The sequence below is a fragment of the Pseudomonas sp. IC_126 genome (assembly GCF_004331835.1).
Classification (GTDB): domain Bacteria; phylum Pseudomonadota; class Gammaproteobacteria; order Pseudomonadales; family Pseudomonadaceae; genus Stutzerimonas.
In genome coordinates, this window is the sequence record NZ_SJSS01000002.1 from 1083895 (window position 1) to 1106974 (window position 23080).

The 23080-nt window shown below is 60.4% G+C and carries 27 protein-coding genes; 15 read left to right on the forward strand and 12 right to left on the reverse strand.

Features of this window, described 5'->3' with window-relative positions:
- Positions 1 to 1443, forward strand: coding sequence for a metalloprotease TldD (gene tldD / locus E0D86_RS10290; RefSeq protein ID WP_131649898.1), 1443 nt, complete (start codon positions 1 to 3; stop codon positions 1441 to 1443).
- A 60-nt stretch (positions 1444 to 1503) separates the two neighbouring features.
- On the opposite strand, the gene yjgA is transcribed toward tldD, so the two are convergent.
- Positions 1504 to 2025 (reverse strand): ribosome biogenesis factor YjgA, encoded by a 522-nt coding sequence (yjgA, locus tag E0D86_RS10295; RefSeq protein ID WP_131649899.1) that lies wholly within the window; start codon positions 2023 to 2025, stop codon positions 1504 to 1506.
- Positions 2026 to 2131: 106 nt separating this feature from the next.
- Between yjgA and pmbA the strand changes: the two genes are divergently transcribed.
- Positions 2132 to 3478: a metalloprotease PmbA gene (gene pmbA, locus E0D86_RS10300; protein WP_131649900.1), complete on the forward strand. Its 1347-nt coding sequence runs from the start codon at positions 2132 to 2134 to the stop codon at positions 3476 to 3478.
- A 128-nt stretch (positions 3479 to 3606) separates the two neighbouring features.
- Here pmbA and E0D86_RS10305 read toward each other — a convergent pair whose 3' ends face one another.
- The 10 genes from E0D86_RS10305 to E0D86_RS10350 form a co-directional block, all read right to left on the reverse strand.
- Positions 3607 to 3879, reverse strand: a complete 273-nt coding sequence (locus E0D86_RS10305) for an HPr family phosphocarrier protein (RefSeq protein ID WP_131649901.1) — start codon at positions 3877 to 3879, stop codon at positions 3607 to 3609.
- 8 nt (positions 3880 to 3887) lie between these two features.
- A complete protein-coding gene (rapZ, locus tag E0D86_RS10310; protein ID WP_131650045.1) occupies positions 3888 to 4745 on the reverse strand; it encodes an RNase adapter RapZ in 858 nt (285 codons plus the stop codon).
- 132 nt (positions 4746 to 4877) lie between these two features.
- On the reverse strand, positions 4878 to 5342 hold the full coding sequence (gene ptsN, locus E0D86_RS10315; RefSeq protein WP_131649902.1) for a PTS IIA-like nitrogen regulatory protein PtsN: 465 nt from the start codon (positions 5340 to 5342) through the stop codon (positions 4878 to 4880).
- Between the two features lie 6 nt (positions 5343 to 5348).
- Complete coding sequence (hpf, locus tag E0D86_RS10320; RefSeq protein WP_131649903.1) at positions 5349 to 5657, reverse strand: ribosome hibernation-promoting factor, HPF/YfiA family; 309 nt, start codon at positions 5655 to 5657, stop codon at positions 5349 to 5351.
- A 68-nt stretch (positions 5658 to 5725) separates the two neighbouring features.
- Positions 5726 to 7234, reverse strand: a complete 1509-nt coding sequence (locus E0D86_RS10325) for an RNA polymerase factor sigma-54 (RefSeq protein WP_131649904.1) — start codon at positions 7232 to 7234, stop codon at positions 5726 to 5728.
- Between the two features lie 149 nt (positions 7235 to 7383).
- Positions 7384 to 8109, reverse strand: coding sequence for an LPS export ABC transporter ATP-binding protein (gene lptB, locus E0D86_RS10330; RefSeq protein ID WP_131649905.1), 726 nt, complete (start codon positions 8107 to 8109; stop codon positions 7384 to 7386).
- The gene (gene lptA, locus E0D86_RS10335; RefSeq protein WP_131649906.1) at positions 8109 to 8657 is read right to left on the reverse strand and encodes a lipopolysaccharide transport periplasmic protein LptA; all 549 of its coding nucleotides are present in this window, start codon (positions 8655 to 8657) and stop codon (positions 8109 to 8111) included. The genes lptB and lptA overlap by 1 nt, the downstream gene beginning before the upstream one ends.
- The gene (gene lptC / locus E0D86_RS10340) at positions 8644 to 9216 is read right to left on the reverse strand and encodes an LPS export ABC transporter periplasmic protein LptC (protein ID WP_131649907.1); all 573 of its coding nucleotides are present in this window, start codon (positions 9214 to 9216) and stop codon (positions 8644 to 8646) included. The genes lptA and lptC overlap by 14 nt, the downstream gene beginning before the upstream one ends.
- 8 nt (positions 9217 to 9224) lie before the next feature.
- Complete coding sequence (locus E0D86_RS10345) at positions 9225 to 9746, reverse strand: HAD family hydrolase (protein ID WP_131649908.1); 522 nt, start codon at positions 9744 to 9746, stop codon at positions 9225 to 9227.
- Positions 9747 to 10721, reverse strand: a complete 975-nt coding sequence (locus tag E0D86_RS10350; RefSeq protein WP_131649909.1) for a KpsF/GutQ family sugar-phosphate isomerase — start codon at positions 10719 to 10721, stop codon at positions 9747 to 9749. It abuts the gene before it with no gap.
- A 260-nt stretch (positions 10722 to 10981) separates the two neighbouring features.
- On the opposite strand from E0D86_RS10350, the gene E0D86_RS10355 reads away from it, so the two are divergent.
- The 11 genes from E0D86_RS10355 (at position 10982) to hisC (ending at position 19534) form a co-directional block, all read left to right on the forward strand.
- Entirely contained in the window at positions 10982 to 11797 is an 816-nt protein-coding gene (locus tag E0D86_RS10355; RefSeq protein WP_131649910.1) for an ABC transporter ATP-binding protein, read from the forward strand.
- Positions 11790 to 12587: a lipid asymmetry maintenance ABC transporter permease subunit MlaE gene (mlaE, locus tag E0D86_RS10360; protein ID WP_131649911.1), complete on the forward strand. Its 798-nt coding sequence runs from the start codon at positions 11790 to 11792 to the stop codon at positions 12585 to 12587. Before E0D86_RS10355 ends, mlaE begins: the two co-directional genes overlap by 8 nt.
- Positions 12587 to 13045, forward strand: a complete 459-nt coding sequence (mlaD, locus tag E0D86_RS10365; RefSeq protein ID WP_131649912.1) for an outer membrane lipid asymmetry maintenance protein MlaD — start codon at positions 12587 to 12589, stop codon at positions 13043 to 13045. Before mlaE ends, mlaD begins: the two co-directional genes overlap by 1 nt.
- Positions 13046 to 13056: 11 nt before the next feature.
- Complete coding sequence (locus tag E0D86_RS10370) at positions 13057 to 13707, forward strand: phospholipid-binding protein MlaC (RefSeq protein WP_131649913.1); 651 nt, start codon at positions 13057 to 13059, stop codon at positions 13705 to 13707.
- The gene (locus E0D86_RS10375) at positions 13700 to 14026 is read left to right on the forward strand and encodes a lipid asymmetry maintenance protein MlaB (RefSeq protein WP_131649914.1); all 327 of its coding nucleotides are present in this window, start codon (positions 13700 to 13702) and stop codon (positions 14024 to 14026) included. Before E0D86_RS10370 ends, E0D86_RS10375 begins: the two co-directional genes overlap by 8 nt.
- Positions 14026 to 14508 (forward strand): phosphate-starvation-inducible protein PsiE, encoded by a 483-nt coding sequence (locus E0D86_RS10380; RefSeq protein ID WP_131649915.1) that lies wholly within the window; start codon positions 14026 to 14028, stop codon positions 14506 to 14508. The genes E0D86_RS10375 and E0D86_RS10380 overlap by 1 nt, the downstream gene beginning before the upstream one ends.
- A 98-nt stretch (positions 14509 to 14606) precedes the next feature.
- Positions 14607 to 14846: a BolA family protein gene (locus E0D86_RS10385; RefSeq protein WP_131649916.1), complete on the forward strand. Its 240-nt coding sequence runs from the start codon at positions 14607 to 14609 to the stop codon at positions 14844 to 14846.
- A gap of 97 nt (positions 14847 to 14943) precedes the next feature.
- Complete coding sequence (gene murA / locus E0D86_RS10390) at positions 14944 to 16209, forward strand: UDP-N-acetylglucosamine 1-carboxyvinyltransferase (protein WP_131649917.1); 1266 nt, start codon at positions 14944 to 14946, stop codon at positions 16207 to 16209.
- A gap of 119 nt (positions 16210 to 16328) precedes the next feature.
- A complete protein-coding gene (gene hisG / locus E0D86_RS10395) occupies positions 16329 to 16958 on the forward strand; it encodes an ATP phosphoribosyltransferase (RefSeq protein WP_131649918.1) in 630 nt (209 codons plus the stop codon).
- Positions 16959 to 17089: 131 nt separating this feature from the next.
- Positions 17090 to 18400 carry a histidinol dehydrogenase gene (gene hisD, locus E0D86_RS10400; protein WP_131649919.1) on the forward strand — a complete coding sequence of 437 codons (1311 nt, stop codon included), beginning with the start codon at positions 17090 to 17092 and terminating at the stop codon, positions 18398 to 18400.
- Between the two features lie 90 nt (positions 18401 to 18490).
- Positions 18491 to 19534: a histidinol-phosphate transaminase gene (gene hisC, locus E0D86_RS10405; RefSeq protein WP_131649920.1), complete on the forward strand. Its 1044-nt coding sequence runs from the start codon at positions 18491 to 18493 to the stop codon at positions 19532 to 19534.
- A 190-nt stretch (positions 19535 to 19724) separates the two neighbouring features.
- Here the strand turns inward: hisC and algW are convergent, their stop codons facing one another.
- Positions 19725 to 20882 carry a Do family serine endopeptidase AlgW gene (algW, locus tag E0D86_RS10410; protein ID WP_131649921.1) on the reverse strand — a complete coding sequence of 386 codons (1158 nt, stop codon included), beginning with the start codon at positions 20880 to 20882 and terminating at the stop codon, positions 19725 to 19727.
- A 215-nt stretch (positions 20883 to 21097) separates the two neighbouring features.
- On the opposite strand from algW, the gene E0D86_RS10415 reads away from it, so the two are divergent.
- Together E0D86_RS10415 and cysD are read left to right on the forward strand one after the other, a co-directional pair.
- A complete protein-coding gene (locus E0D86_RS10415; protein WP_131649922.1) occupies positions 21098 to 21856 on the forward strand; it encodes a Nif3-like dinuclear metal center hexameric protein in 759 nt (252 codons plus the stop codon).
- A 302-nt stretch (positions 21857 to 22158) separates the two neighbouring features.
- Positions 22159 to 23076, forward strand: a complete 918-nt coding sequence (gene cysD / locus E0D86_RS10420; RefSeq protein WP_131649923.1) for a sulfate adenylyltransferase subunit CysD — start codon at positions 22159 to 22161, stop codon at positions 23074 to 23076.
- The last annotated feature ends 4 nt before the right edge of the window (positions 23077 to 23080 follow it).

Genomic DNA, 23080 nt, shown 5'->3' on the forward strand with positions numbered 1-23080 from the left:
ATGAGTGAACTGTTGTTACCCGTCACCGAGCGACTGCTGACACCGGGTGGGCTGGGGCTAGATGATTTGCCGGGCTTGCTTGGCGAACTGGCCGGCCCCGGCATCGATGCTGCGGACCTGTATTTTCAGGACCAGGTGACCGAGTCCTGGGTGTTAGAAGATGGCATCGTCAAGGAAGGCAGTTTCCACATCGAGCAGGGCGTGGGCGTCCGCGCATTGTCCGGAGAAAAGACCGGCTTCGCCTACAGCAACGCGATCACAGCCGATGCGCTGCGCCAGGCAGCCGAAGCGGCCCGCTCGATTTCTCGCAGTGGCCAGCAGGGCAGTGTCGAGGTGCTGTCGAAGGCGGCCTTTGCACCGTTATACGTTCAGGACAATCCGCTGGATGGGCTCGGCCGGGCGGAAAAGGTCGAGCTGCTCAAGCGCATCGACGTCGCCACGCGGGCGCTGGACCCGCGCATCAAACAGGTGACGGTGAGCCTGGCCGGTGTTTGGGAGCATGTGCTGGTGACGGGGCTGGACGGCGGCATGGCTGCCGACATTCGCCCGCTGGTGCGCTTCAACGTCAGCGTTATCGTCGAGCAGAACGGACGTCGCGAGCGCGGCGGGCAGGGCGGCGGTGGACGTACCGGCTATGACTACTTTCTCAGCGAAGACCGCGCGATGGGCTATGCGCGTGAAGCACTACGGCAGGCGCTGGTGAATCTCGAGGCCGTGGCGGCGCCGGCCGGCACCCTGCCTGTCGTGCTTGGGCCGGGCTGGTCCGGCGTGTTGCTGCACGAGGCGGTGGGGCATGGCCTGGAAGGCGATTTCAATCGCAAGGGCAGCTCGGCCTACAGCGGCCGGATCGGCCAGCAGGTCGCCTCCAAACTGTGCACCATCGTCGATGACGGCACCCTCGCCAACCGCCGGGGCTCGCTTAGCGTCGACGACGAAGGCACGCCCACTCAGTGCACAACGCTAATCGAAAACGGCATTCTCAAGGGCTACATCCAGGACAAGCTCAACGCGCGTTTGATGGGCGTTGCGCCTACGGGTAATGGACGGCGTGAGTCCTACGCGCACCTCCCGATGCCACGGATGACCAACACCTACATGCTGGCCGGCGAAAGCGACCCGGAAGAGATCATCCGCTCGGTGAAGAAGGGCATCTACTGTGCGAGTCTCGGCGGCGGGCAGGTGGATATTACCAGTGGAAAATTCGTGTTCTCGACCAGCGAGGCCTATCTGATCGAGGACGGCAAGATCACCGCGCCGGTGAAGGGGGCGACTCTGATCGGCAACGGTCCGGACGTGATGAACAAGGTGTCGATGGTCGGTACCGACCTGGAACTGGACAGCGGTGTCGGCACCTGCGGCAAGGACGGCCAATCGGTGCCGGTGGGTGTCGGACAGCCGACACTGAAGATCGACGGGATTACGGTGGGGGGAACGGGAGCTTGAAGCTGAGGCCCGAAGCTGAAAGCCAGTCCAGATCACTTCAGCTTCAGGCTTCAAGGCAGCTTATTTCAAACCGCGCTTGGTTTCATCGAGGTCGCGGATGTACTTAAAGATCTTGCGACTGGCCGCTGGCGGCTTGTTTCGCGCCGCTTCGTGCTGAGCATGGCGGATCAGGCTGCGCAGTTGCTGGCGGTCGGTTTCGGGATATTCGGTGACGAAGGCTTCGAGGGTTTCATCGTTGCCGGCGATCAGGCGATCGCGCCAGCGTTCCAGGGCGTGGAAGCGCTCGTTGTACTGGCGAGTGGAGGCGTCGAGCTGGTCGACGAGGGCCAGGATGCCTTCGATATCCTGGTCGCGCATCAGCTTGCCGATGTATTGCAGGTGGCGTTTACGCGCGATGTTTGCCGTGTGCTTGGGCGCATCGGCCAGCGCCTTGCGCAGCGCATCGGTGAGAGGAAGGCGATCCAGCACGTCGGGCTTGAGTGTGGCGAGGCGTTCACCCAGCTCCTGCAGAGCATGAAGCTCGCGCTTGACCTGGGTTTTGCTTTTTTCCTCGAAGCCGTCGAGATCGGAAATATCAGACATGGGGCTGGTCCAGTAGGAAATGCCGCCATGATAACAGCAGCTTTGCTGCGCAGCTCAGCCGAGCGCTGGCGGCTGCGATTTGATCGAATCAATGCTTGGAGTGTTTATGAGTGAAGTTGAGGGGATAGGCCCGCACGTGTTGCCGGGACTGCGCGACAGGATTGCGCAGATCATCGAAGAGGCGAGCCGCCAGGGTGCCAGTGCCTGCGAGGTGTCCGTCTCGATGGAGCAGGGGCTGTCGACGACGGTTCGTCAGCGAGAAGTGGAAACGGTCGAATTCAATCGTGATCAGGGCTTCGGTATCACGCTGTACGTCGGTCAGCGCAAGGGCTCGGCGAGTACCACCGGCAGCGGCGACGAGGCGATTCGCGAAACCGTGGCGGCGGCACTGGCGATCGCCAGGCATGCGTCGGAAGACGAATTCGCCGGGCTCGCCGATCCTGCTCTGATGGCTAAGGATGTGCCGAACCTGGACCTTTACCATCCCTGGAGCATTGCGCCGGATGAGGCGGTGGAGTTGGCCTTGAGCTGCGAGGCGGCGGCCTTCGCGGCTGATTCGCGCATTCGAAATGCAGACGGCACCAGCCTGAGCACCCACCAAGGGTGCCGCGGCTATGGCAACAGCAACGGCTTCATTGGCGCCTACTGCAGCACCCGCCACAGCCTGAGCAGCGTGATGATCGCCGAGTCCGATGGGCAGATGCAGCGCGATTATCACTATGACGTCAGCCGCGTCGCCAGCGATCTGGCCTCTGCCGAGTCGATCGGTCGTCGTGCCGCTGAGCGCGCCGTTCGCCGTCTCGGCGCTCGCCCCGTGCCGACGTGCGACGTTCCAGTGCTGTTCTCCTCGGAACTGGCGACTGGGTTGTTTGGGCATTTCCTCGCGGCGATTTCCGGCGGCAATATCTATCGCAAGTCTTCCTATCTGGAAGATGCGCTGGGCCAGACGCTGTTTCCCGAGTGGCTGAGCCTCGACGAGCGTCCGCACCTGCTGCGCGGGTTGGCCAGTTCGGCCTATGACAGCGATGGCTTGGCGACCTACGCCAAACCCTTCGTCGAGAATGGCAAGCTGCTTTCCTATGTGATGGGCACCTACTCCGGACGCAAGTTGGGAATGCCCAGCACGGCCAATGCGGGCGGCGTGCACAACCTTTTCGTCACCCACGGGGATGAGGATCAGGCTGCACTGATTCGCCGTATGGGACGTGGTTTGCTGGTCACCGAATTGATGGGGCAGGGCTTGAACCTGGTCACCGGCGACTACTCGCGCGGTGCTGGCGGTTTCTGGGTCGAGAATGGTGAGATTCAGTTCCCGGTACAGGAGGTTACTATCGCCGGCAATCTGCGCGACATGTTCCGCCAGATCGTCGCGGTCGGCTGCGATGTCGAGACGCGTAGCAGCATTCACACGGGATCGGTGCTGATCGAGCGAATGAAGGTGGCGGGGAGTTAAAGCGGCAAGTTGAAAGCCGATAACAGCTGGAGGCTAGCTGGGCGAAAAGAGGCTGTAAGGTTGAAGCGAGTAGTTTGAAAAGGCTCGGCGGGGCTCGGCACTGTTTCGCTCCCAGCCTTCCAGCTGCTCTATTCTCCTTCCTCGAAATAGTCTTCGATCAGTGCGATCAGCGCATCGACTGCCTCTTGCTCCTGCTCGCCCTCGGTGTGCAGGTGCAGGTTGGTGCCCTTGTTGGCGGCTAGCATCATGACCGCCATGATGCTTTTGCCATCAACGAGGGTGGCAGGACAACGGCCAATGCGGATGTCGCAGGGAAACCGGTTGGCGACGCCGACGAACTTGGCGGCTGCGCGGGCATGCAGGCCCAGCTTGTTGATGATGGTGATTTCGCAGGAGGGCATGTGGGGTCCTAAGCCAGGTCGCGATGGCGTACCTGGACATTCTTCAAAGGTTCGCGCAGCGCCTGGCCGAGTCGCTCGGCCAGATAGACCGAACGGTGATGCCCGCCGGTGCACCCGATGGCGACCGTGACATAGGCGCGATTGCTGGCGGCGAAGCGCGGAAGCCATTTGCTCAAGTAGGCGAAGATGTCCTGAAACATATCTTCGACATCCGCTTGTGTGGCGAGATAGTCGATGACGGGCTGGTCCAGCCCGGAAAAGTCGCGCAGATCGGCCTTCCAGTACGGATTCGGCAGGCAGCGCACATCGAACACGAGGTCGGCATCAACCGGCATTCCACGCTTGAACCCAAAGGACTCGAAGAGAAACGCCGTGCCCGGTTCCGGCTTGTTCAGCAGGCGAAGCTTCAGCGTGTCACGCAATTGATAGAGGTTCAGATGCGTCGTGTCGACCTTGAGATCGGCGAGGTCGATGATGGGAGCCAGAAGCAACTCCTCGTCACGGATGGCCTCGGCCAGCGAGCGATTCTGGTTGGTCAGCGGATGGCGCCGACGGGTTTCCGAGAAGCGCTTGAGCAGTGTCTCGTCCGCCGCATCGAGGTACAGCACATCGCACTGGATATGCCGGGCGCGGGCCTCTTCAAGCAACTCGGGAAAACGCTTCAACTGGCTGGGCAGGTTGCGCGCATCGATGGATACGGCGACCTGCGGCTGTATCAGCTCCGTATGCAGCAACGCCCGTTCCGCCAGTTCCGGCAGCAGTCCGGCGGGAAGGTTGTCGATACAGTAGAAGCCGTTGTCCTCGAGCACGTCGAGCGCGGTGCTCTTGCCAGAGCCGGAGCGACCGCTGACGATGATCAGGCGCATGGCGGCGCGACGCCCGGCAGGATACGAGCGTGCTGGCATGAGCCTGGCTGCACGCTGTGCTGTCGAGGTGGTTGGTGCAAGGTTAGGGACACGTCTCTTTCCTCACGTCGCAGGCCAGCGAAATGGTTTCCGCTAGTGGCCGCTCTGAATATCAACGACGGTCTGATATAGATCCTGTCCCGTTCTGGCCTGGCGCAGACGCTCACGAACGTCCTCGCGATCGAGCATGCTAGCAATCTGGCGAAGCAGTTCGAGGTGTTCGTCAGTCGCCGCTTCCGGCACGAGCAGGACGAACAACAGATCGACCGGAGCGCCGTCGATGGCATCGAAGTCCACCGGATCATCCAGCCTCAACACCGCGCTGAGCGGCGAGGTGCAGCCGGGCATGCGGCAGTGCGGGATGGCGATCCCGTTGCCGAAGCCGGTCGAGCCTAGCTTTTCGCGGGCAACGAAGCTTTCGAAAATGGTTTGAGAATCCAGATCTGGAAGGTCTCGGCCAAGCACCTTGGCGATCTGTTCCAGTACGCGCTTCTTGCTGCCGCCCGGCACGTTCACGAGGGAACGTGCGGGGGTCAGGATGTTTTCTAGTCGGATCATGATGGGCTAGCGAGCTATTGCACCCTGGTTATGGTCGAGCTGTTTTTCTTTGTGCTTGATGAGCTGCCGATCGAGCTTGTCGGCAAGGAGATCGATTGCCGCGTACATGTCTTCATGCTCGGCATTGGCGACGACCTCGCGTCCGGCGACGTGCAGTGTGGCTTCGGCTTTTTGCTTGAGCTTTTCGACTTGGAGGATCACCTGAACGGCAATGATGCGATCGAAATGCCGTTCCAGTCGGCTGAATTTCTCTTCGACGTAGTTACGCAGGGCTTCTGTGATTTCCAGATGAAGTCCAGTGATGTTGGTTTGCATACTGCATCTCCTTTTTGCCACGTGCGATTGACGGGATGACCCGCCACCGGAAGAAATCGACCTGACATTTACATCAACCGCTTACGTTCGCTGGATGGAGCGATACCGAGTGATTCGCGGTACTTGGCGACGGTACGGCGTGCAACTTGAATCCCCTGTGCCTCCAGTAAACCAGCGATCTTGCTGTCGCTCAATGGCTTTTTCGGGTTTTCCGCAGCCACCAGTTTTTTGAGTATCGCCCGTATGGCGGTGGAAGAGCATTCGCCGCCCTCCGCCGTGCTGACATGGCTGGAGAAGAAGTACTTCAGCTCATAGATGCCGCGTGGCGTGTGCATGTACTTCTGCGTGGTGACTCGTGAGATCGTCGACTCATGCATGCCTACCGCCTCGGCGATGTCGTGCAGCACCAGCGGCTTCATCGCTTCATCGCCGTGCTCGAAGAAGCCGCGTTGATGTTCGACGATCTGCGTGGCGACCTTCATCAGCGTCTCGTTGCGGCTGAGCAGGCTCTTGATGAACCAGCGCGCCTCCTGAAGCTGGTTGCGCATGAAGGTGTTGTCGGCACTGGCATCGGCGCGTTTGACGAAGCCTGCGTACTGAGCGTTCACGCGCAGGCGGGGCATTGCCTCCTGGTTCAGTTCGACCAGCCAGCGGCCATTGTGCTTGCGCACGATCACGTCGGGCACGACATACTCCGGCTCGCTCGCTTCGATCTGCGAGCCGGGCCGTGGATTGAGCGTCTGGATCAGATCGATGACTTGGCGCAGCTCGTCTTCCTTGAGCTTCATGCGGCGCATCAGCAGGCTGTAGTCACGGCTGCCGAGGATATCCAGATGGTCGCTGACCAGCCGCACCGCCTCGCTTAACCACAGGGTTCGCTCCGGCAGTTGACGCAGTTGCAACAGCAGGCACTCGCGCAAGTCACGTGCCCCGATGCCCGCCGGTTCGAATTGCTGAATGCGGCGCAGCACCACCTCGATCTCGTCGAGTTCGATTTCCAGCTCTGGATCGAACGACTCGAGTACTTCCTCAAGGGTCTCGTCGAGGTAACCCTGTGGGTTGATGCAGTCGATCAATGTGGCTGCGATAAGGCGGTCTGTATCGCTCATCGGTGCGAGATTGAGCTGCCAGAGCAAGTGGCTCTGCAGGCTTTCACCGGCTGAGGTTCGAGTGGTGAAATCCCATTCGTCATCGTCGCTGCTGGGCAGGCTGCTGGCGCTCGTCTGGTAGATGTCTTCCCAGGCGGTGTCCACCGGAAGCTCATCGGGAATGCGGTCACCCCAATCGCCTTCCTCGAGGTTCTCCACCGTGTTGATGGGTTCCTCGTAGTGACTGTCAGGCTCGCTCTGTTCGGTCGGCGTGCTTTCCGGCTTTTTCTCGATCGACTCGGCCATCGGATCGGAGTGATCGAAATCCTCTCCGTCCTCTTCACGCTCGAGCATGGGATTGGAATCCAGCGCTTCCTGAATCTCCTGCTGGAGATCGAGCGTGGATAACTGGAGCAGTCGTATGGCTTGTTGCAGCTGCGGTGTCATCGTCAGCTGCTGGCCCATCTTCAGGACTAGCGATGGTTTCATGGCAGAGGACTTCGAACCTTGTTTGCCGGCGCAACCGCGCCTGTTCCGATTTCGCTGGCGCTGGCAGGCGCCAATGTAAGCAAATTATATGCCTGCCATCGAAGCTTTTGCCTAGTCCTGGGTGGCCGTCTCGGCGGAAAAAAATGACATCAGAGGCGGAATTCGTGCCCGAGGTAAACTTCCTTGACCAGCTGATTGGCCAGGATCGTCTCGGCGTCACCTTCGGCAATCAGTTGGCCATCGTTGACGATGTAGGCGGTTTCGCAGATGTCCAGTGTCTCGCGTACGTTGTGGTCGGTGATGAGTACGCCGATGCCTTTGGCCTTGAGATGGTGAATGATCTGTTTGATGTCGCCGACCGAAATAGGGTCGACGCCCGCAAAGGGCTCGTCTAGAAGAATGAACTTGGGCGCGGTGGCCAGGGCGCGAGCAATTTCGACGCGCCGCCGCTCGCCACCCGAGAGGCTCATGCCGAGGCTGTCGCGAATGTGGTGGATATGAAATTCCTGCAAGAGCCCTTCAAGCGCTTGCTGACGCCCGCTGCGATCGAGGTCCTTGCGGGTTTCCAGGATCGCCATGATGTTGTCGGTTACCGACAGTTTGCGGAAGATAGACGCTTCCTGCGGCAAGTAGCCGATGCCTGCGCGCGCGCGACCATGCATGGGCAGATGCGTGACGTCCTGTTCGTCGATCAGCACGCGGCCCTGATCGGCCTTCACCAGCCCGACGATCATGTAGAAACAAGTGGTCTTCCCGGCGCCGTTCGGCCCCAGCAGACCAACGATCTGTCCGCTTCCAATGGACAGACTTACATCACGCACGACTTGGCGGCTTTTGTAACTCTTCGCCAGATGCTGGGCCTTGAGGGTCGCCATTACTCGGTCTGCTCCGCTGCCGGCTGATCTTTACTGCGCGGCTGAATCACCATGTCCACGCGCGGGCGCGGCGTGGTGACATCGGTATCGGTCGCACGGCCGGCATTGACGATCTGCCGCTGGGTGTCATAGACGATTTTTTCGCCTTCGAAGGTATTGCCTTCCTGAACGACTTTCGCCTGATCGATCAGGACGATGCGCTCGTTGGCTGCGAAATACTGGATGGTCAGGCCGTAAGCCTTGACGATCTCCTTGTCGACCGCAGGCTTCTGCTCGTAGTAGGCGGGCTTGCCGATGGAGGTGAATACCTCCACATCGCCATTTTCGTCCTGGGTGATCGTCACCGTATCGCCAGTGATCTTCATGGTGCCCTGGGTGATCACCACATCGCCGCGATATACGGCTACGCCCTGTCGATCATCAAGTTCCGCGGTATCCGCCTGGACGCGGATCGGCTGGTTGCGGTCTTCTGGAAGCGCATGTGCAGTCGTGCCAAGCAGAAAGATGCTCAAGCCGATCAGGAGGGGGAGGGTCTTAACGCAGCTCATGCTGGCCTCTTACATTGGATAGCAGGAGCATCCTGCCTTCATTCAGATACGCTTTCATGCCCGTGGCGGTCGTCACGCCGTTCGCGGCGACGATTCTAACGGGTTGGCGGGTCTCGGCATAATCCTTCTCGGGAAGCACCGTCATCCGGCTGGTGGTGACTATCGTCGGACGTCCCTCGGCGTCGTTGCGTTCGATCCTGACGTTATCGATCAGCTCGACTTCCTCGCCCTTCGGGCCGACTTCTCCACGCTCGCTGGTGACATGCCACTGCAGCTCAGCGCCCCGATAGGAACGCAGATCGGGGCGGGTCAGCAGGCTGACATCGCTGGCCTTGACGTGCTCGACCTTTTCGGAGAACAGCACGTAGTTGCGCTTGCCATCCGGTTGATACTGCACGGTTCGCGAGTTGGTGACGTAAAAGTCTATCGGCGATGTCTCGCCCTGTGTCACCGGAGCTTCCTGCATGAAACTTTCGGGGCGAATGTTCCAGTAGCCGACAGCGATCAGTAACAGTGCGATCAGCAGCAGGACGGCAGGGAAGCGGATTCTGCTCAGCATTGGAACCTCTAGAGATAAGCGGTCTGGGCGGCTTCGAGGCTGCCCTGCGCGCGCATGATCAGTTCGCAGAACTCGCGCGCAGCGCCTTCGCCGCCGCGGGCGCTGGTCACACCATGGGCATGATCGCGAACGAAGGCATCGGCGCTGGCGACGGCCATTCCCAGACCGACCCTGCGGATCACCGGCAGGTCCGGCAAGTCATCGCCCAGATAGGCCACTTCAGAGTAGTCGAGTCCGAGTTCAGCGAGCAGTTCATCGAGGACCACCAGTTTGTCCTCGCGTCCTTGGTAGAGATGCTGGATGCCAAGGTTCTGTGCGCGACGCTCGACCACTGGCGTCTTACGACCGCTGATGATCGCGGTACGCACGCCTGAATTGATCAGCATCTTGATGCCATGGCCGTCGAGTGTGTTGAATGTCTTGAATTCGCTGCCGTCGACGAGAAAGTACAGCTTGCCATCCGTGAGTACACCATCGACGTCGAAAATGGCCAGGCGAATGTCGCGGGCGCGCCGCAGTAGGTCGTTCACTTACATCACTCCCGCGCGCAGCAGATCATGCATGTTCAGCGCGCCGACCGGTCGGTCATTGTCATCGACCACCACCAGCGCGTTGATCTTGTTGTCTTCCATGATTCTCAGAGCTTCAGCGGCGAGCATGTCGGCGCTGGCGGTCTTGCCGTGGATGGTCATGACCTGATCGATGCTGGCCTGACGCACGTCGACGCCTTTGTCCAGCGTACGGCGCAGGTCGCCGTCAGTGAATATGCCGGCCAGACCGCCATCGGTCTCCACCACCGCCGTCATGCCGAGCCCTTTCTGAGTCATTTCCAGCAATGCTTCGCGTAATGGTGTGCCGCGCTTGACCTGGGGCAGACGATCGCCTGCGTGCATGACATGTTCGACCTTGAGCAGCAGGCGTCTGCCGAGTGCACCGCCCGGGTGCGAGAAGGCGAAATCCTCGGCGGTGAATCCGCGCGCTTCGAGCAGGGCGATCGCCAGGGCGTCACCGAGTACCAGGCTGACGGTGGTCGAGGAGGTCGGCGCGAGATTTAGCGGGCAAGCTTCGATGGCTACGCTCGCGTCGAGGTTGACCGCCGCCGCCTTGGCGAGCACCGACTCGGGATTGCCAGTCATGCTGATTAAGATGATGCCGAGACGTTTGATCAGTGGCAGCAATGTCACGATCTCGTTAGTGCTGCCGGAGTTGGACAGGGCCAGAACGACGTCGTCGCGGGTAATCATGCCCATGTCGCCATGGCTGGCTTCGGCCGGGTGAACGAAGAACGCAGTGGTTCCGGTGCTGGCGAGCGTGGCAGCGATTTTGTTGCCGATATGTCCGGACTTGCCCATACCGACCACGACGACGCGGCCTTTGCATTGCAGGATGAGCTCGCATGCCTTGACGAACTGTTCATCGATGCGGGCCTTGAGTTGCTCGACCGCTTCAATTTCCATGCGAATGGTCCGCTGGGCAGTCTCGATCAGCTGGCTGCTCTGACTCATGTCTGTTTCATCGCCTGAATGAAAACGCGGGATTATAGCGGCAAACCCATCGCGGCTCACCGAAAAGCTTTCAAGCGGATCGTCGCGTCTGAAGCTGAACTCAAGCTGAACGAATGTGCGCTCGCTCATGCGGCGATACAGACGCTGGCTTGGGAGGCTCCCGGCGCGGTGCTATAGTTCGCGCCGCCAAAACGGCTCTGCGAAGTATCTCCGAAACATCGGAGGGCGTCAGATTCGCAGACCGTATCCGAGGAGATCCGATGAGCGCCGCCAACGCTAACGCCGTCGAGCTGAAGGGGGTTACCTTCATGCGCGGCGAGCGAAGCATTTTCAATAATGTCGATATCGTCATACCGCGAGGCAAGGTGACGGCCATCATGGGGCCGTCCGGCTGCGGTAAGACCACGCTGCTGCGTCTGATCGCCGCCCAGCTCAAGCCGACCAGCGGCGAAGTTTGGGTGGCCGGGACCAACCTGCCCACGCTGTCGCGTCGCGAACTGTTCGACATGCGCAAGCAGATGGGCGTGCTGTTCCAAAGCGGTGCACTGTTCACCGATCTCGATGTCTTCGAAAACGTCGCCTTCCCGCTGCGGGTGCATACCAAACTGCCGGAAGAGATGATTCGCGACATCGTTCTGATGAAGCTGCAGGCGGTGGGTTTGCGTGGTGCGGTGGAGCTGATGCCCGATGAGTTGTCCGGCGGTATGAAGCGTCGCGTGGCGTTGGCGCGGGCGATCGCGCTCGATCCGCAGATCCTCATGTACGACGAACCTTTCGCCGGCCAGGACCCGATTGCCATGGGCGTGCTGGTGCAGCTGATTCGTCTGCTCAACGATGCACTGGGCATTACCAGTATCGTGGTTTCCCATGACCTGGCCGAAACCTCCAGTATTGCCGATTACATTTATGTGGTCGGCGATGGGCAGGTGCTGGGGCAGGGCACGCCGGCCGAGCTGCGCGAATCCACGAACCCGCGTATCCAGCAATTCATGCGAGGCGCGGCGGATGGTCCAGTGCCTTTCCATTTTCCGGCGCCGGCCTATGCCGAGGACTTGTTGCGAGGCTCCGATGCGTAAGCGTTCCCTGATCGAGCGAATCCGGCTTTTCGGTGAGGCCGGATTGAATGTGGTTGCCGCGCAGGGGCGCGCCACGCTGTTCCTGTTCCACGCATTGTTCGGTCCCAGCGGGCTGGACAACCGTTTCTCTTTGCTGGTCCGGCAGCTCTATTCGGTTGGCGTATTGTCACTGGCGATCGTGGTGGTTTCCGGCATCTTCATCGGCATGGTGCTGGCGCTGCAGGGCTACAGCATTCTCAGCAACTACGGTTCCGAGCAGGCGGTGGGGCAGATGGTCGCCCTGACACTGCTGCGCGAGCTGGGGCCGGTGGTCACTGCGCTGCTGTTCGCTGGTCGTGCCGGGTCTGCGTTGGCTGCCGAGATCGGCAACATGAAATCCACCGAGCAGTTGTCCAGCCTGGAAATGATCGGTGTCGATCCGCTGAAATACATCGTCGCGCCACGGTTGTGGGCCGGCTTCATTTCCCTGCCGTTGCTGACCGTCATTTTCAACGTGGTCGGTATCTGGGGGGGGGCGATGGTTGCCGTGGACTGGCTCGGCGTCTATGAAGGCTCGTTCTGGGCCAATATGCAGAACAGTGTTGTTTTCACTTCGGATGTGCTCAACGGCGTTATCAAGAGCATGGTGTTCGCTGTCGTGGTGACCTGGATTGCGGTGTTCCAGGGCTATGACTGCGAGCCCACCTCTGAAGGTATCAGTCGTGCCACCACCCGAACGGTGGTTTACGCCTCGCTGGCCGTGCTCGGCCTCGACTTTATTCTGACCGCGTTGATGTTTGGAGATTTTTGATGCGTATCCGCACCCTGGAAATTGGTGTTGGCCTGTTCCTCTTGGCGGGCGTCCTGGCCCTGATGCTGCTGTCGCTACGGGTCAGCGGGCTGAGCGTCGATAGCGCTGACACGTACCGGCTGTACGCCTATTTCGACAATATTGCCGGTCTGAGTGTCAGATCCAAGGTAACCATGGCCGGCGTGACGATTGGCAAGGTGACGGCGATCGACCTGGATCGCGAGAGCTATACCGGGCGTGTCACGCTGGAGGTTCAGCAGGACGTCGATATCCTGCCGATCGATTCCACCGCGTCGATTCTGACCGCCGGCCTGCTGGGCGAAAAATACATTGGCATCAGCGTCGGCGGCGAAGAGGAAACACTGGGTGACGGCGATACGATTCGCGACACCCAGTCGTCCTTGGTACTGGAAGATTTGATCGGCAAATTTTTGCTCAATTCGGTCAATAAAGAGTGAGGAACATCCCCATGATGAATGCCCTGCGTCGCAGTTTGCTGGTATTGCTGACCGCCCTGCCCATGCTGGCTCTGGCGGCCCCGAGCGCTCACGAAGTGATTCAGAAGACCACCGACGAGCTGCTCGCCGACCTCAAGGCCAATAAGGATCAGTACCGGCAGGACCCGAACGCCTTCTACGAGTCGCTCAACGACATCCTCGGTCCGGTGGTCGATGCCGAGGGGATTTCGCGCAGCATCATGACCGTGAAGTATTCGCGCAGCGCCAGCCCGGAGCAGATGACCCGCTTCCAGGAAAACTTCAAGCGCAGTCTCATGCAGTTTTATGGCAACGCGCTGCTGGAATACAACAATCAGCAGATTCGAGTGCTGCCGGCCAGTGGCAAGCAGGATGCCGAGCGTACCAGCGTTGGTATGGAAGTAACCGGTCGCCAGGGTGAGATCTATCCGGTGTCGTACACCATGGTCAATCAGGGAGGCGAATGGCGGGTGCGCAACGTGATCATCAACGGCATCAATATCGGCAAACTGTTCCGTGACCAGTTCGCCGACACCATGCAAAAAAATGGTGGTGATCTGGACAAGACCATCGCTGGCTGGGGCGAAGTTGTCGCACGCGCCAAGGACACCGAGGCTGGCCAGCAGGCGACAGGCGATGAGTGAGGGGCGTGTCGAAAGCGGCGCCAGCGGCGAGTTGCGGCTTTCCGGCGTGCTCGATTACCAATCCGGGCCGGCCTTGCGCTGGGCCGGTCAGACCTTGATCCGTGGTGTTAAAAGGCAGCCGCTGCTGATCGATTGCTCGTCGGTGGAAAAATCCAGCAGCGTCGGGCTGTCGCTGCTGCTGACCTATACCCGGGACGCAATCTCGTTAGGACGCGAAGTGACCATCGCCGGCATGCCCGGCGACATGCGTGAAATCGCCAGGGTGTCCGGCTTGCTGGACGTCCTTTCGCTAGCGGACGAAGTGCGAGGAACGGTTTGATGACGCTACGCTGGGCAGAAACGGCGCGCGGCAAGGTGCATGCCGTTGCCGAGTCGCTGGGTAATCTACTGGTCGAGACCTTTCATTACCTGGCCCTGTTCGGCATCGGTGCGGTCACCGCCTGGGCCGGGTTGGTGGCCTTTCTGGGCATGATCGAAAAGGGAAGCATCAGTGTCGATGACATCCTGTTGCTGTTCATTTACCTCGAACTCGGTGCGATGGTTGGTATTTACTTCAAAACCAATCACATGCCGGTGCGCTTCCTTATCTACGTGGCAATCACTGCCCTGACTCGCTTGCTGATTTCGGATGTTTCGCATCATCACCGTCCGGACATGGGGGTCGTCTATATTTCCGGAGCCATTCTGCTGCTTGCGGTGGCGATTCTCGTCGTACGCTTTGCGTCTTCAAGGTTTCCCGCAGTAGAGGCGGGCACGCATCACAGGCGTCCGCGCAGCAGCGAGGCAGAGGCGCTCGATTAGCGAGGCTGCGTTAGCTCGACGGGCTTCGGGGTTCGCAGTCTTCGGGCTTTTTTGTATGATGGCCGGCCGCGCGCGTCCGGCGCCGATAGAGGTTGAACATGCAGGCCTTAGAAGTTAAGAATTTTCTGGAAGAGAAGCTTCCGGACGCACAGGTGGAAGTCGAAGGCGAAGGCTGCAATTTCCAGCTCAACGTGATCAGCGACGAGTTGGCCGGATTGAGTCCGGTCAAGCGCCAGCAGCAGATTTATGCGCAGCTGAACCCGTGGATAGCCGACGGCAGCATTCATGCCGTCACGATGAAATTCTTCAGCCGTGCCGACTGGCTGGCGCGTAGCTGATCACCGGTCACGACAGACATATTCGAGCCGCGCGCTGCACTGACTGGGCGCGGCCCCTCTTCGCAAGCGCTTCGAGCATGCGGGTTACAGGAATATCATGGATAAATTGATCATTACTGGCGGTGCCCGCCTCGATGGCGAGATTCGCATCTCCGGTGCCAAAAACTCGGCCCTGCCAATCCTGGCGGCCACCTTGCTTGCCGATACTCCGGTAACCGTTTGCAACCTGCCGCACCTACACGACATCACGACGATGATCGAGCTGTTCGGCCGCATGGGCGTGCAACCGGTCATCGACGAAAAGCTCAGCGTCGAAGTCGACGCCAGCAGCATCCAGACGCTGGTCGCGCCTTACGAGCTGGTCAAGACGATGCGTGCATCGATCCTGGTGCTCGGACCCATGGTTGCGCGTTTCGGCGAAGCGGAAGTCGCGCTGCCAGGCGGTTGCGCCATTGGCTCGCGCCCGGTCGACCTGCACATTCGCGGCCTGGAAGCGATGGGCGCGCAGATCGACGTCGAAGGTGGCTACATCAAGGCGCGGGCGCCAGCTGGCGGTCTACGCGGCGCGCACTTCTTCTTCGATATCGTCAGCGTGACCGGCACTGAGAACATCATGATGGCCGCGGCGCTGGCCAACGGCCGCAGCGTGCTGGAAAACGCCGCGCGCGAGCCGGAAGTGGTCGATCTAGCGAACTTCCTCAATGCCATGGGCGCGCAGATTTCCGGCGCCGGCACCGACACCATCGTCATCGACGGCGTCAAACGTCTGGGTGGCGGTCGTTACAGCGTGATGCCGGACCGCATCGAGACGGGCACTTATCTGGTCGCCGCTGCGGCAACCGGCGGTCGCGTGAAGCTCAAGGACACCGACGCCACCCTCCTCGAGGCGGTATTGCACAAGCTCGAAGAAGCCGGTGCCTATATCGATACCGGTAGCAACTGGATCGAGCTGGACATGAAGGGCAATCGGCCGAAAGCGGTGAACATCCGTACTGCGCCGTATCCTGCATTCCCCACCGATATGCAGGCGCAGTTCATTGCGCTGAACGCCGTTGCCGAAGGCACTGGTACGGTGATCGAGACGGTGTTCGAGAACCGCTTCATGCATGTATACGAAATGAACCGCATGGGCTCGCAGATTCTCGTCGAGGGCAACACTGCCATCGTGACCGGCGTGCCGAAGCTCAAGGGCGCGCCCGTCATGGCGACCGATCTGCGTGCCTCGGCGAGTCTGGTGATCGCCGGCCTAGTGGCCGAAGGCGACACGCTGATCGATCGCATCTACCACATCGATCGTGGTTATGAATGCATCGAAGAGAAGCTGCAATTGCTGGGCGCCAAGATTCGCCGCGTACCGGGCTAGCTATCGGCAATGGGTCGAAGCCGTCACTCTCGGAGTCGGCGGCTTTGGCTGAGACTGGCGCTCGCTCGCCGCTGCCTGCGCCAAGGTCGCCATTAACAGGCTTCAAGGAATAACCGTCCATGCTCACCATTGCCCTTTCCAAAGGCCGCATTCTCGACGACACGCTGCCGCTGCTGGCGGCGGCAGGTATCGTGCCCACCGAGAATCCAGATAAAAGCCGCAAGCTGATCATCCCGACCACGCAGGATGACGTGCGTCTGCTGATCGTGCGCGCCACGGACGTGCCGACCTACGTCGAGCATGGCGCGGCGGATCTTGGCGTGGCTGGCAAGGACGTGCTGTTGGAGTACGGTGGCCAGGGGTTGTACGAGCCGCTGGATTTGAAAATCGCCAACTGCAAGCTGATGACGGCCGGCAAGGTCGGTGCGCCGGAGCCCAAAGGGCGGCTACGCGTTGCGACCAAGTTCGTCAATGTCGCCAAACGCTACTACGCCGAGCAAGGCCGTCAGGTCGACATCATCAAGCTCTATGGCTCGATGGAGCTGGCACCGCTGGTGGGATTGGCGGACAAGATCATCGACGTGGTCGACACCGGTAATACGCTGCGTGCCAACGGGCTGGAGCCGCAGGAGCTGATTGCCATGATCAGCTCGCGCCTAGTGGTCAATAAGGCCTCGATGAAGATGCAGCATGCGCGTATCCAGACGCTGATCGATGCGTTGCAGAACGCGATCGAACAGCAGAACTGATCTTCCGCCGGGCTGCTACAGCCGGCTCGCCTATTCGTGTCATAGCCTTAATTCTCAGGTGCCCGCACGGTTGGCTTGTTAATCTACGGGCGCCTGCAAACCGCTTCGCCGCACTCCTTATGAGGCCCGTTATGACCGCTCCCATCGACATCCGCCGACTCAACGCTGCCGATCCCGAGTTTTCGCGACACCTGGATCATTTGCTGAGCTGGGAAAGCGTGTCCGATGACGGCGTTAACCAGCGCGTGCTGGAGATCATTAAGGCGGTGCGCGAGCGCGGCGATGCGGCACTGGTCGAGTTGACGCAGCGTTTCGATGGATTGGAAGTGGCCTCGATGGCAGATCTGATCCTGCCGCGTGAGCGTCTCGAGTTGGCGCTCGAACGCATCAGCTCGGCGCAGCGTCATGCACTGGAATCAGCCGCCGAGCGGGTTCGTCGCTATCACGAAAAGCAGAAACAGGACTCCTGGACCTACACCGAAGTCGACGGCACGGTGCTGGGTCAGAAGGTCACGCCGCTCGATCGTGCTGGGCTTTACGTGCCAGGCGGCAAGGCGTCTTACCCCTCGTCGGTGCTGATGAACGCCATTCCGGCGAAGGTTGCCGGTGTGCCGGAAGTCGTCATGGTCGTGCCCACACCGCGCGGTGAAATCAACGAACTTGTGCTGGCTGCGGCCTGCATCGCCGGTGTCGACCGCGTGTTCACCATCGGTGGCGCCCAGGCGGTCGCCGCGCTGGCATACGGTACCGAGAGCGTACCGCCGGTGGACAAGATCGTCGGCCCCGGCAACATCTACGTCGCCACGGCCAAGCGCCACGTCTTCGGCAAGGTCGGAATCGACATGATCGCCGGACCCTCCGAAATTCTGGTGGTATGCGACGGCCAGACCGATCCCGACTGGATCGCCATGGACCTGTTCTCCCAGGCCGAGCACGACGAAGATGCCCAGTCGATTCTGGTCAGCCCGGATGCAGCATTCCTCGACAAGGTTGCCGAGAGCATTGCCCGGCTGCTGCCGACTCTGGAGCGTAGCGAGATCGCCCATGCATCATTGCAGGGCCGTGGTGCGCTGATTCGGGTCGCCGACATGCAGCAGGCCATCGAGGTGGCCAACCGCATTGCGCCGGAACACTTGGAACTGTCGGTGGAAAATCCCGAGCAGTATCTGGAGCAGATCCGCCACGCCGGCGCGATCTTCATGGGCAGATACACGGCCGAAGCGCTGGGCGACTACTGTGCCGGCCCCAACCACGTATTGCCGACCTCCGGCACCGCGCGCTTCTCATCGCCGCTGGGTGTTTACGATTTCCAGAAACGCTCGTCGATCATCAATTGCTCGGCGGAAGGTGCGTCTGAGCTGGGCAAGATCGCCTCGGTGCTGGCTCGCGGCGAGTCGCTGACCGCGCATGCGCGCAGCGCGGAATATCGGATTAAAAGATAGATCGCTAGAAACTAGACCCTGCACTGATGCTTTCTTCCAGCTTCAGGCTTCTAGCTTCCAGCTTTCCCCCTACCAATCGAGGAACTGTTTGTGAGCCGTTTCTGGAGCCCCTTCGTCAAAACCCTGGTGCCCTACGTACCGGGTGAGCAGCCGAAGCTGAGCAAGCTGGTCAAACTCAATACCAACGAAAATCCCTACGGCCCGTCGCCCAAGGCCATTGCTGCGATGCAGGCGGAAATCGGCGACAGCCTGCGCCTGTATCCCGATCCGAACGGCGAGCGCCTCAAGCAGGCGGTGGCTGACTATTACGGTGTGCAGCCGGGCCAGGTCTTCGTCGGCAATGGTTCGGACGAGGTGCTGGCGCACGCCTTTCACGGCCTGTTCCAGCACGGCAAGCCGCTGCTGTTTCCCGATGTGACCTACAGCTTCTATCCGGTCTATTGCGGGCTCTATGGAATCGACTACGAAACCATCGCGCTGAACGCGCAGTTCCAGCTCGACGTGGCTGACTACAATCGGCCGAACGGCGGCATTATCTTCCCCAATCCCAACGCGCCCACCGGGTGCCTGCTGGCGCTGGAAGCGATCGAGCGGTTGTTGCAGACAAACCCCGATTCGGTGGTCCTGGTGGATGAGGCCTATATCGATTTCGGCGGCACATCGGCCATTGCGCTGGTGGATCGCTATCCGAACCTGCTGGTCACTCAGACCCTGTCGAAGTCCCGTTCACTGGCGGGACTGCGCGTTGGTCTGGCTGTCGGGCATCCGGATCTGATCGAGGCGCTGGAGCGCATCAAGAACAGCTTCAATTCCTATCCGCTGGACCGCATCGCCATCGCCGGGGCGGCGGCCGCGTTCGAAGATCGCGATTATTTCGAGCAAACCTGTCAGCAGGTGATCGCCAGTCGCGAAGCGGTGGTGACCTCGATGCAGGCGCTGGGCTTCGAGGTGTTGCCGTCGGCGGCGAACTTCATTTTTGCCCGTCATCCGCAACGCGACGCTGCCGAGCTCGCCGCAGGGCTTCGGGAGCAGGGCGTCATCGTGCGGCATTTCAAGCATCCGCGAATCGACCAGTACTTGCGGATCACCATCGGCACGCCGGAGCAGAATCAGGCGCTGTTACAGGCGCTATAGGAGCGGCTACAAGCTCAAGCCACAAGCTTCGAGTAAGCTAAAAAGCATCGTTGTCGTTGCGGCGTCGGCCCGCATACTGATTCGCTTGCAGCTTGCAGCTTGCAGCTTGCAGCTTGCAGCTTGCAGCTTGCAGCTTGCAGCTTGCAGCTTGCAGCTTGCAGCTTGCAGCTTGCAGCTTACAGCTTGCAGCTTACTGCGGGCTCTTCTCTACCGGAGGCCGCATGCCGACCTCGGCGGTAAGTGTCAGCGGTTTCCCGTTGCGCAGAATATCGATATCGATCTCATCGCCCGGCCGCACGCGCGCGACCTGGTTCATCGAGGTGCGTCCGTCACTGGACTGCTGTCCATCGATGCTTAGGATCAGATCACCTGGCCGCAGACCGGCGCGTTCAGCCGGTCCATCCCGATAGACGCCGGCAACCACGATTCCCGGCCGACCTGCCTGGCCGAAGGATTCCGCCAGTTCCTGGGTCAGCGATTGCACCTCCACGCCGAGCCAGCCGCGAATCACCTGGCCGTGTTCCACGATGGATTTCATTACTTCCATGGCGAGCTTCACTGGAATCGCGAACCCGATGCCTTGCGAGCCGCCGGATTCAGAGATGATCGCCGTGTTTATGCCAATCAGATGTCCGGCGGTGTCGACCAGCGCGCCGCCGGAGTTTCCACGGTTGATCGCCGCGTCGGTCTGAATGAAATCTTCATAGGTATTGAGACCGAGCTGGTTGCGCCCGGTGGCGCTGATGATGCCCATGGTCACGGTCTGGCCGACGCCGAACGGGTTGCCGATCGCCAGTGTCACGTCGCCAATGCGGATGCTGTCCGAACGGCCGATGGTGATCGCGGGTAGCTCCGCCAGATCAATCTTCAGCACCGCAAGATCGGTTTCCGGGTCGCTGCCAATGACCCGCGCGAGCGTTTCCCGGCCATCGCGCAAGGCCACCACGATCTGCTCGGCATTGGCGGTGACGTGGTTGTTGGTCAGCAGATAGCCTTCGGGGCTCATGATTACCGCGGAGCCCAGGCTTGATTCCATGCGGCGCTGGCGCGGCAGGTTGTCACCGAAGAATCGCTGAAACAGAGGATCGTCCTTGATCATCGGCGGCTGGCTGGAGCGGTCGATCACCTTGGTGGTGTAGAGGTTGGCCACAGCTGGCGCCGCGCCGCTGACCGCATTGGCATAGGAATAGGGGCCTTGTTGCGGTATCCCCACCAGCGGTGCCTGACGCAGGGTGTATTCCGGCTCGGTACTCAGGCCTACCAGATGCGGATAACGCTGAATGATTAGCAGGGCCACCAGCAGGCCTACCAGCAACGGCCAGCCAAGAAAACGCAGGGCATTGATCATCGCGATTCGAAATCCGGACAGGTTGCGGAGGGCGATTGCGCCCCTTAAGGTGGCGGCATTATACGAAGCTGGCTGCGAATTGCAGCCTTGCCGATGGCGATTCTGTGCCGGGCCGGTGAGGTGGTTTCAGCCATGTCGTTTCAATCCGTCCATCGCGCAGCTTTCAGCCTCCGCGGCGGCCGCGAGATACCCGTATTTGCCAAGAGGATGTATGCATGGCCGTTGCGCTAAGCACGCTGGTCGAAGAAGCCGATCGCTACCTGAACACCACCAAGATCTCTGACTATTGCCCCAACGGCTTACAGGTAGAAGGACGGCGGCAGGTGACCCGCATCGTTAGCGGTGTGACTGCCAGCCAGGCACTGCTCGATGCCGCAGTCGAAGCGCAGGCCGACGTGGTGTTGGTCCATCACGGCTATTTCTGGAAGAACGAAGACCCGCGCGTCGTAGGCATCAAGCTGCGGCGGTTGAAGACGCTGCTCAGCAACGACATCAGCCTGCTTGCCTATCACCTGCCGCTCGACGTGCATCCGGAAGTGGGCAACAACGTGCAGTTGGCACGGCTGCTCGGCCTCACCGTTGAAGGGCCTCTGGAACCCGACAATCCCCGCTCGGTTGGCCTTGTCGGCTCGCTCGATGTACCGCTCGCGCCTGCTGATTTCATGCGACGGGTGACGGCCGCGCTAGGACGTGAGCCGCTGATGGTCGAAGGTCCGCGGCCGATCAGACGCATCGCTTGGTGCACGGGCGGCGCCCAGGGCTATATCGATCAGGCCGTGGCCGCGGGTGTTGACGCGTATCTAACCGGGGAGGTTTCGGAGCCCACGGTGCATATCGCGCGTGAAAATGGCTTGAGCTTCTTCGCCGCCGGACACCATGCCACCGAGCGTTACGGCGTTCAGGCGCTCGGTGACTATCTGGCGAAGCGGTTTGTCGTCGAGCATCGGTTCATCGATTGCCCCAATCCGGCCTAAGCCGCCTAGAGGCGCTGCCTTGGCGCGCAAAGCGCACCCGACAAGTATGGCAAATGATTTGGACGTAGGGTGCGCTCTGCGCATCGGCGGCACTGTAGAAGCAGACGGCTTGGTTCTGAGCCATGAGCTTGGCCTCACAGCTGAAATACCCCCGCTGAGCCGCCACCGTTTGCCCAATGACCGAGGCATAAATTTAGTCAATTTCGTTCTAAGCAGCGGCCTGATTAGAAGTTTGCGCCGTGTTAGAGTTGCGCCCTCGCTCCGGCCCGCCGGCCGTCCATCTGCCAAATTCGTGAGTAGCCATGGTCGACAAACTGACGCATCTGAAACAGCTGGAGGCGGAAAGCATCCACATCATTCGTGAAGTGGCCGCCGAATTCGATAACCCGGTGATGCTTTATTCCATCGGCAAAGACTCCGCCGTAATGCTGCATCTGGCACGCAAGGCGTTTTTTCCCGGTCGTCTGCCGTTCCCGGTGATGCACGTCGACACGCGCTGGAAGTTCCAGGAGATGTACCGCTTCCGCGAGCAAATGGTCACGGAAATGGACCTGGACCTGATCACCCACGTCAATCCGGATGGTGTCGCTCAAAACATCAACCCGTTTACCCACGGTAGCGCCAAGCACACCGACATCATGAAGACCGAGGGTCTCAAACAGGCGCTGGACAAGCATGGCTTCGACGCTGCTTTTGGTGGCGCGCGTCGTGATGAAGAGAAGTCCCGTGCCAAGGAGCGCGTGTACTCCTTTCGCGACAGCAAGCACCGCTGGGACCCGAAGAACCAGCGTCCCGAGCTGTGGAACGTCTACAACGGCAACGTCAAGAAGGGCGAATCCATCCGCGTCTTCCCTCTGTCGAACTGGACCGAGCTGGACATCTGGCAATACATCTATCTGGAACAGATTCCGATCGTGCCGCTGTATTTCGCCGCCGAGCGCGAAGTCATCGAGAAGAACGGCACCCTGATCATGATCGACGACGAACGCATCCTCGAGCACCTCACTGACGAGGAAAAGGCGCGCATCGAAAAACGCATGGTTCGCTTCCGTACCCTCGGCTGCTACCCGCTGACCGGCGCAGTGGAATCCACGGCCTCGACCCTGCCCGAAATCATCCAGGAAATGCTCCTGACCCGCACGTCCGAACGTCAGGGTCGGGTCATCGACCACGACGGCGCCGGGTCGATGGAAGAAAAGAAACGTCAGGGCTACTTCTAAGGAT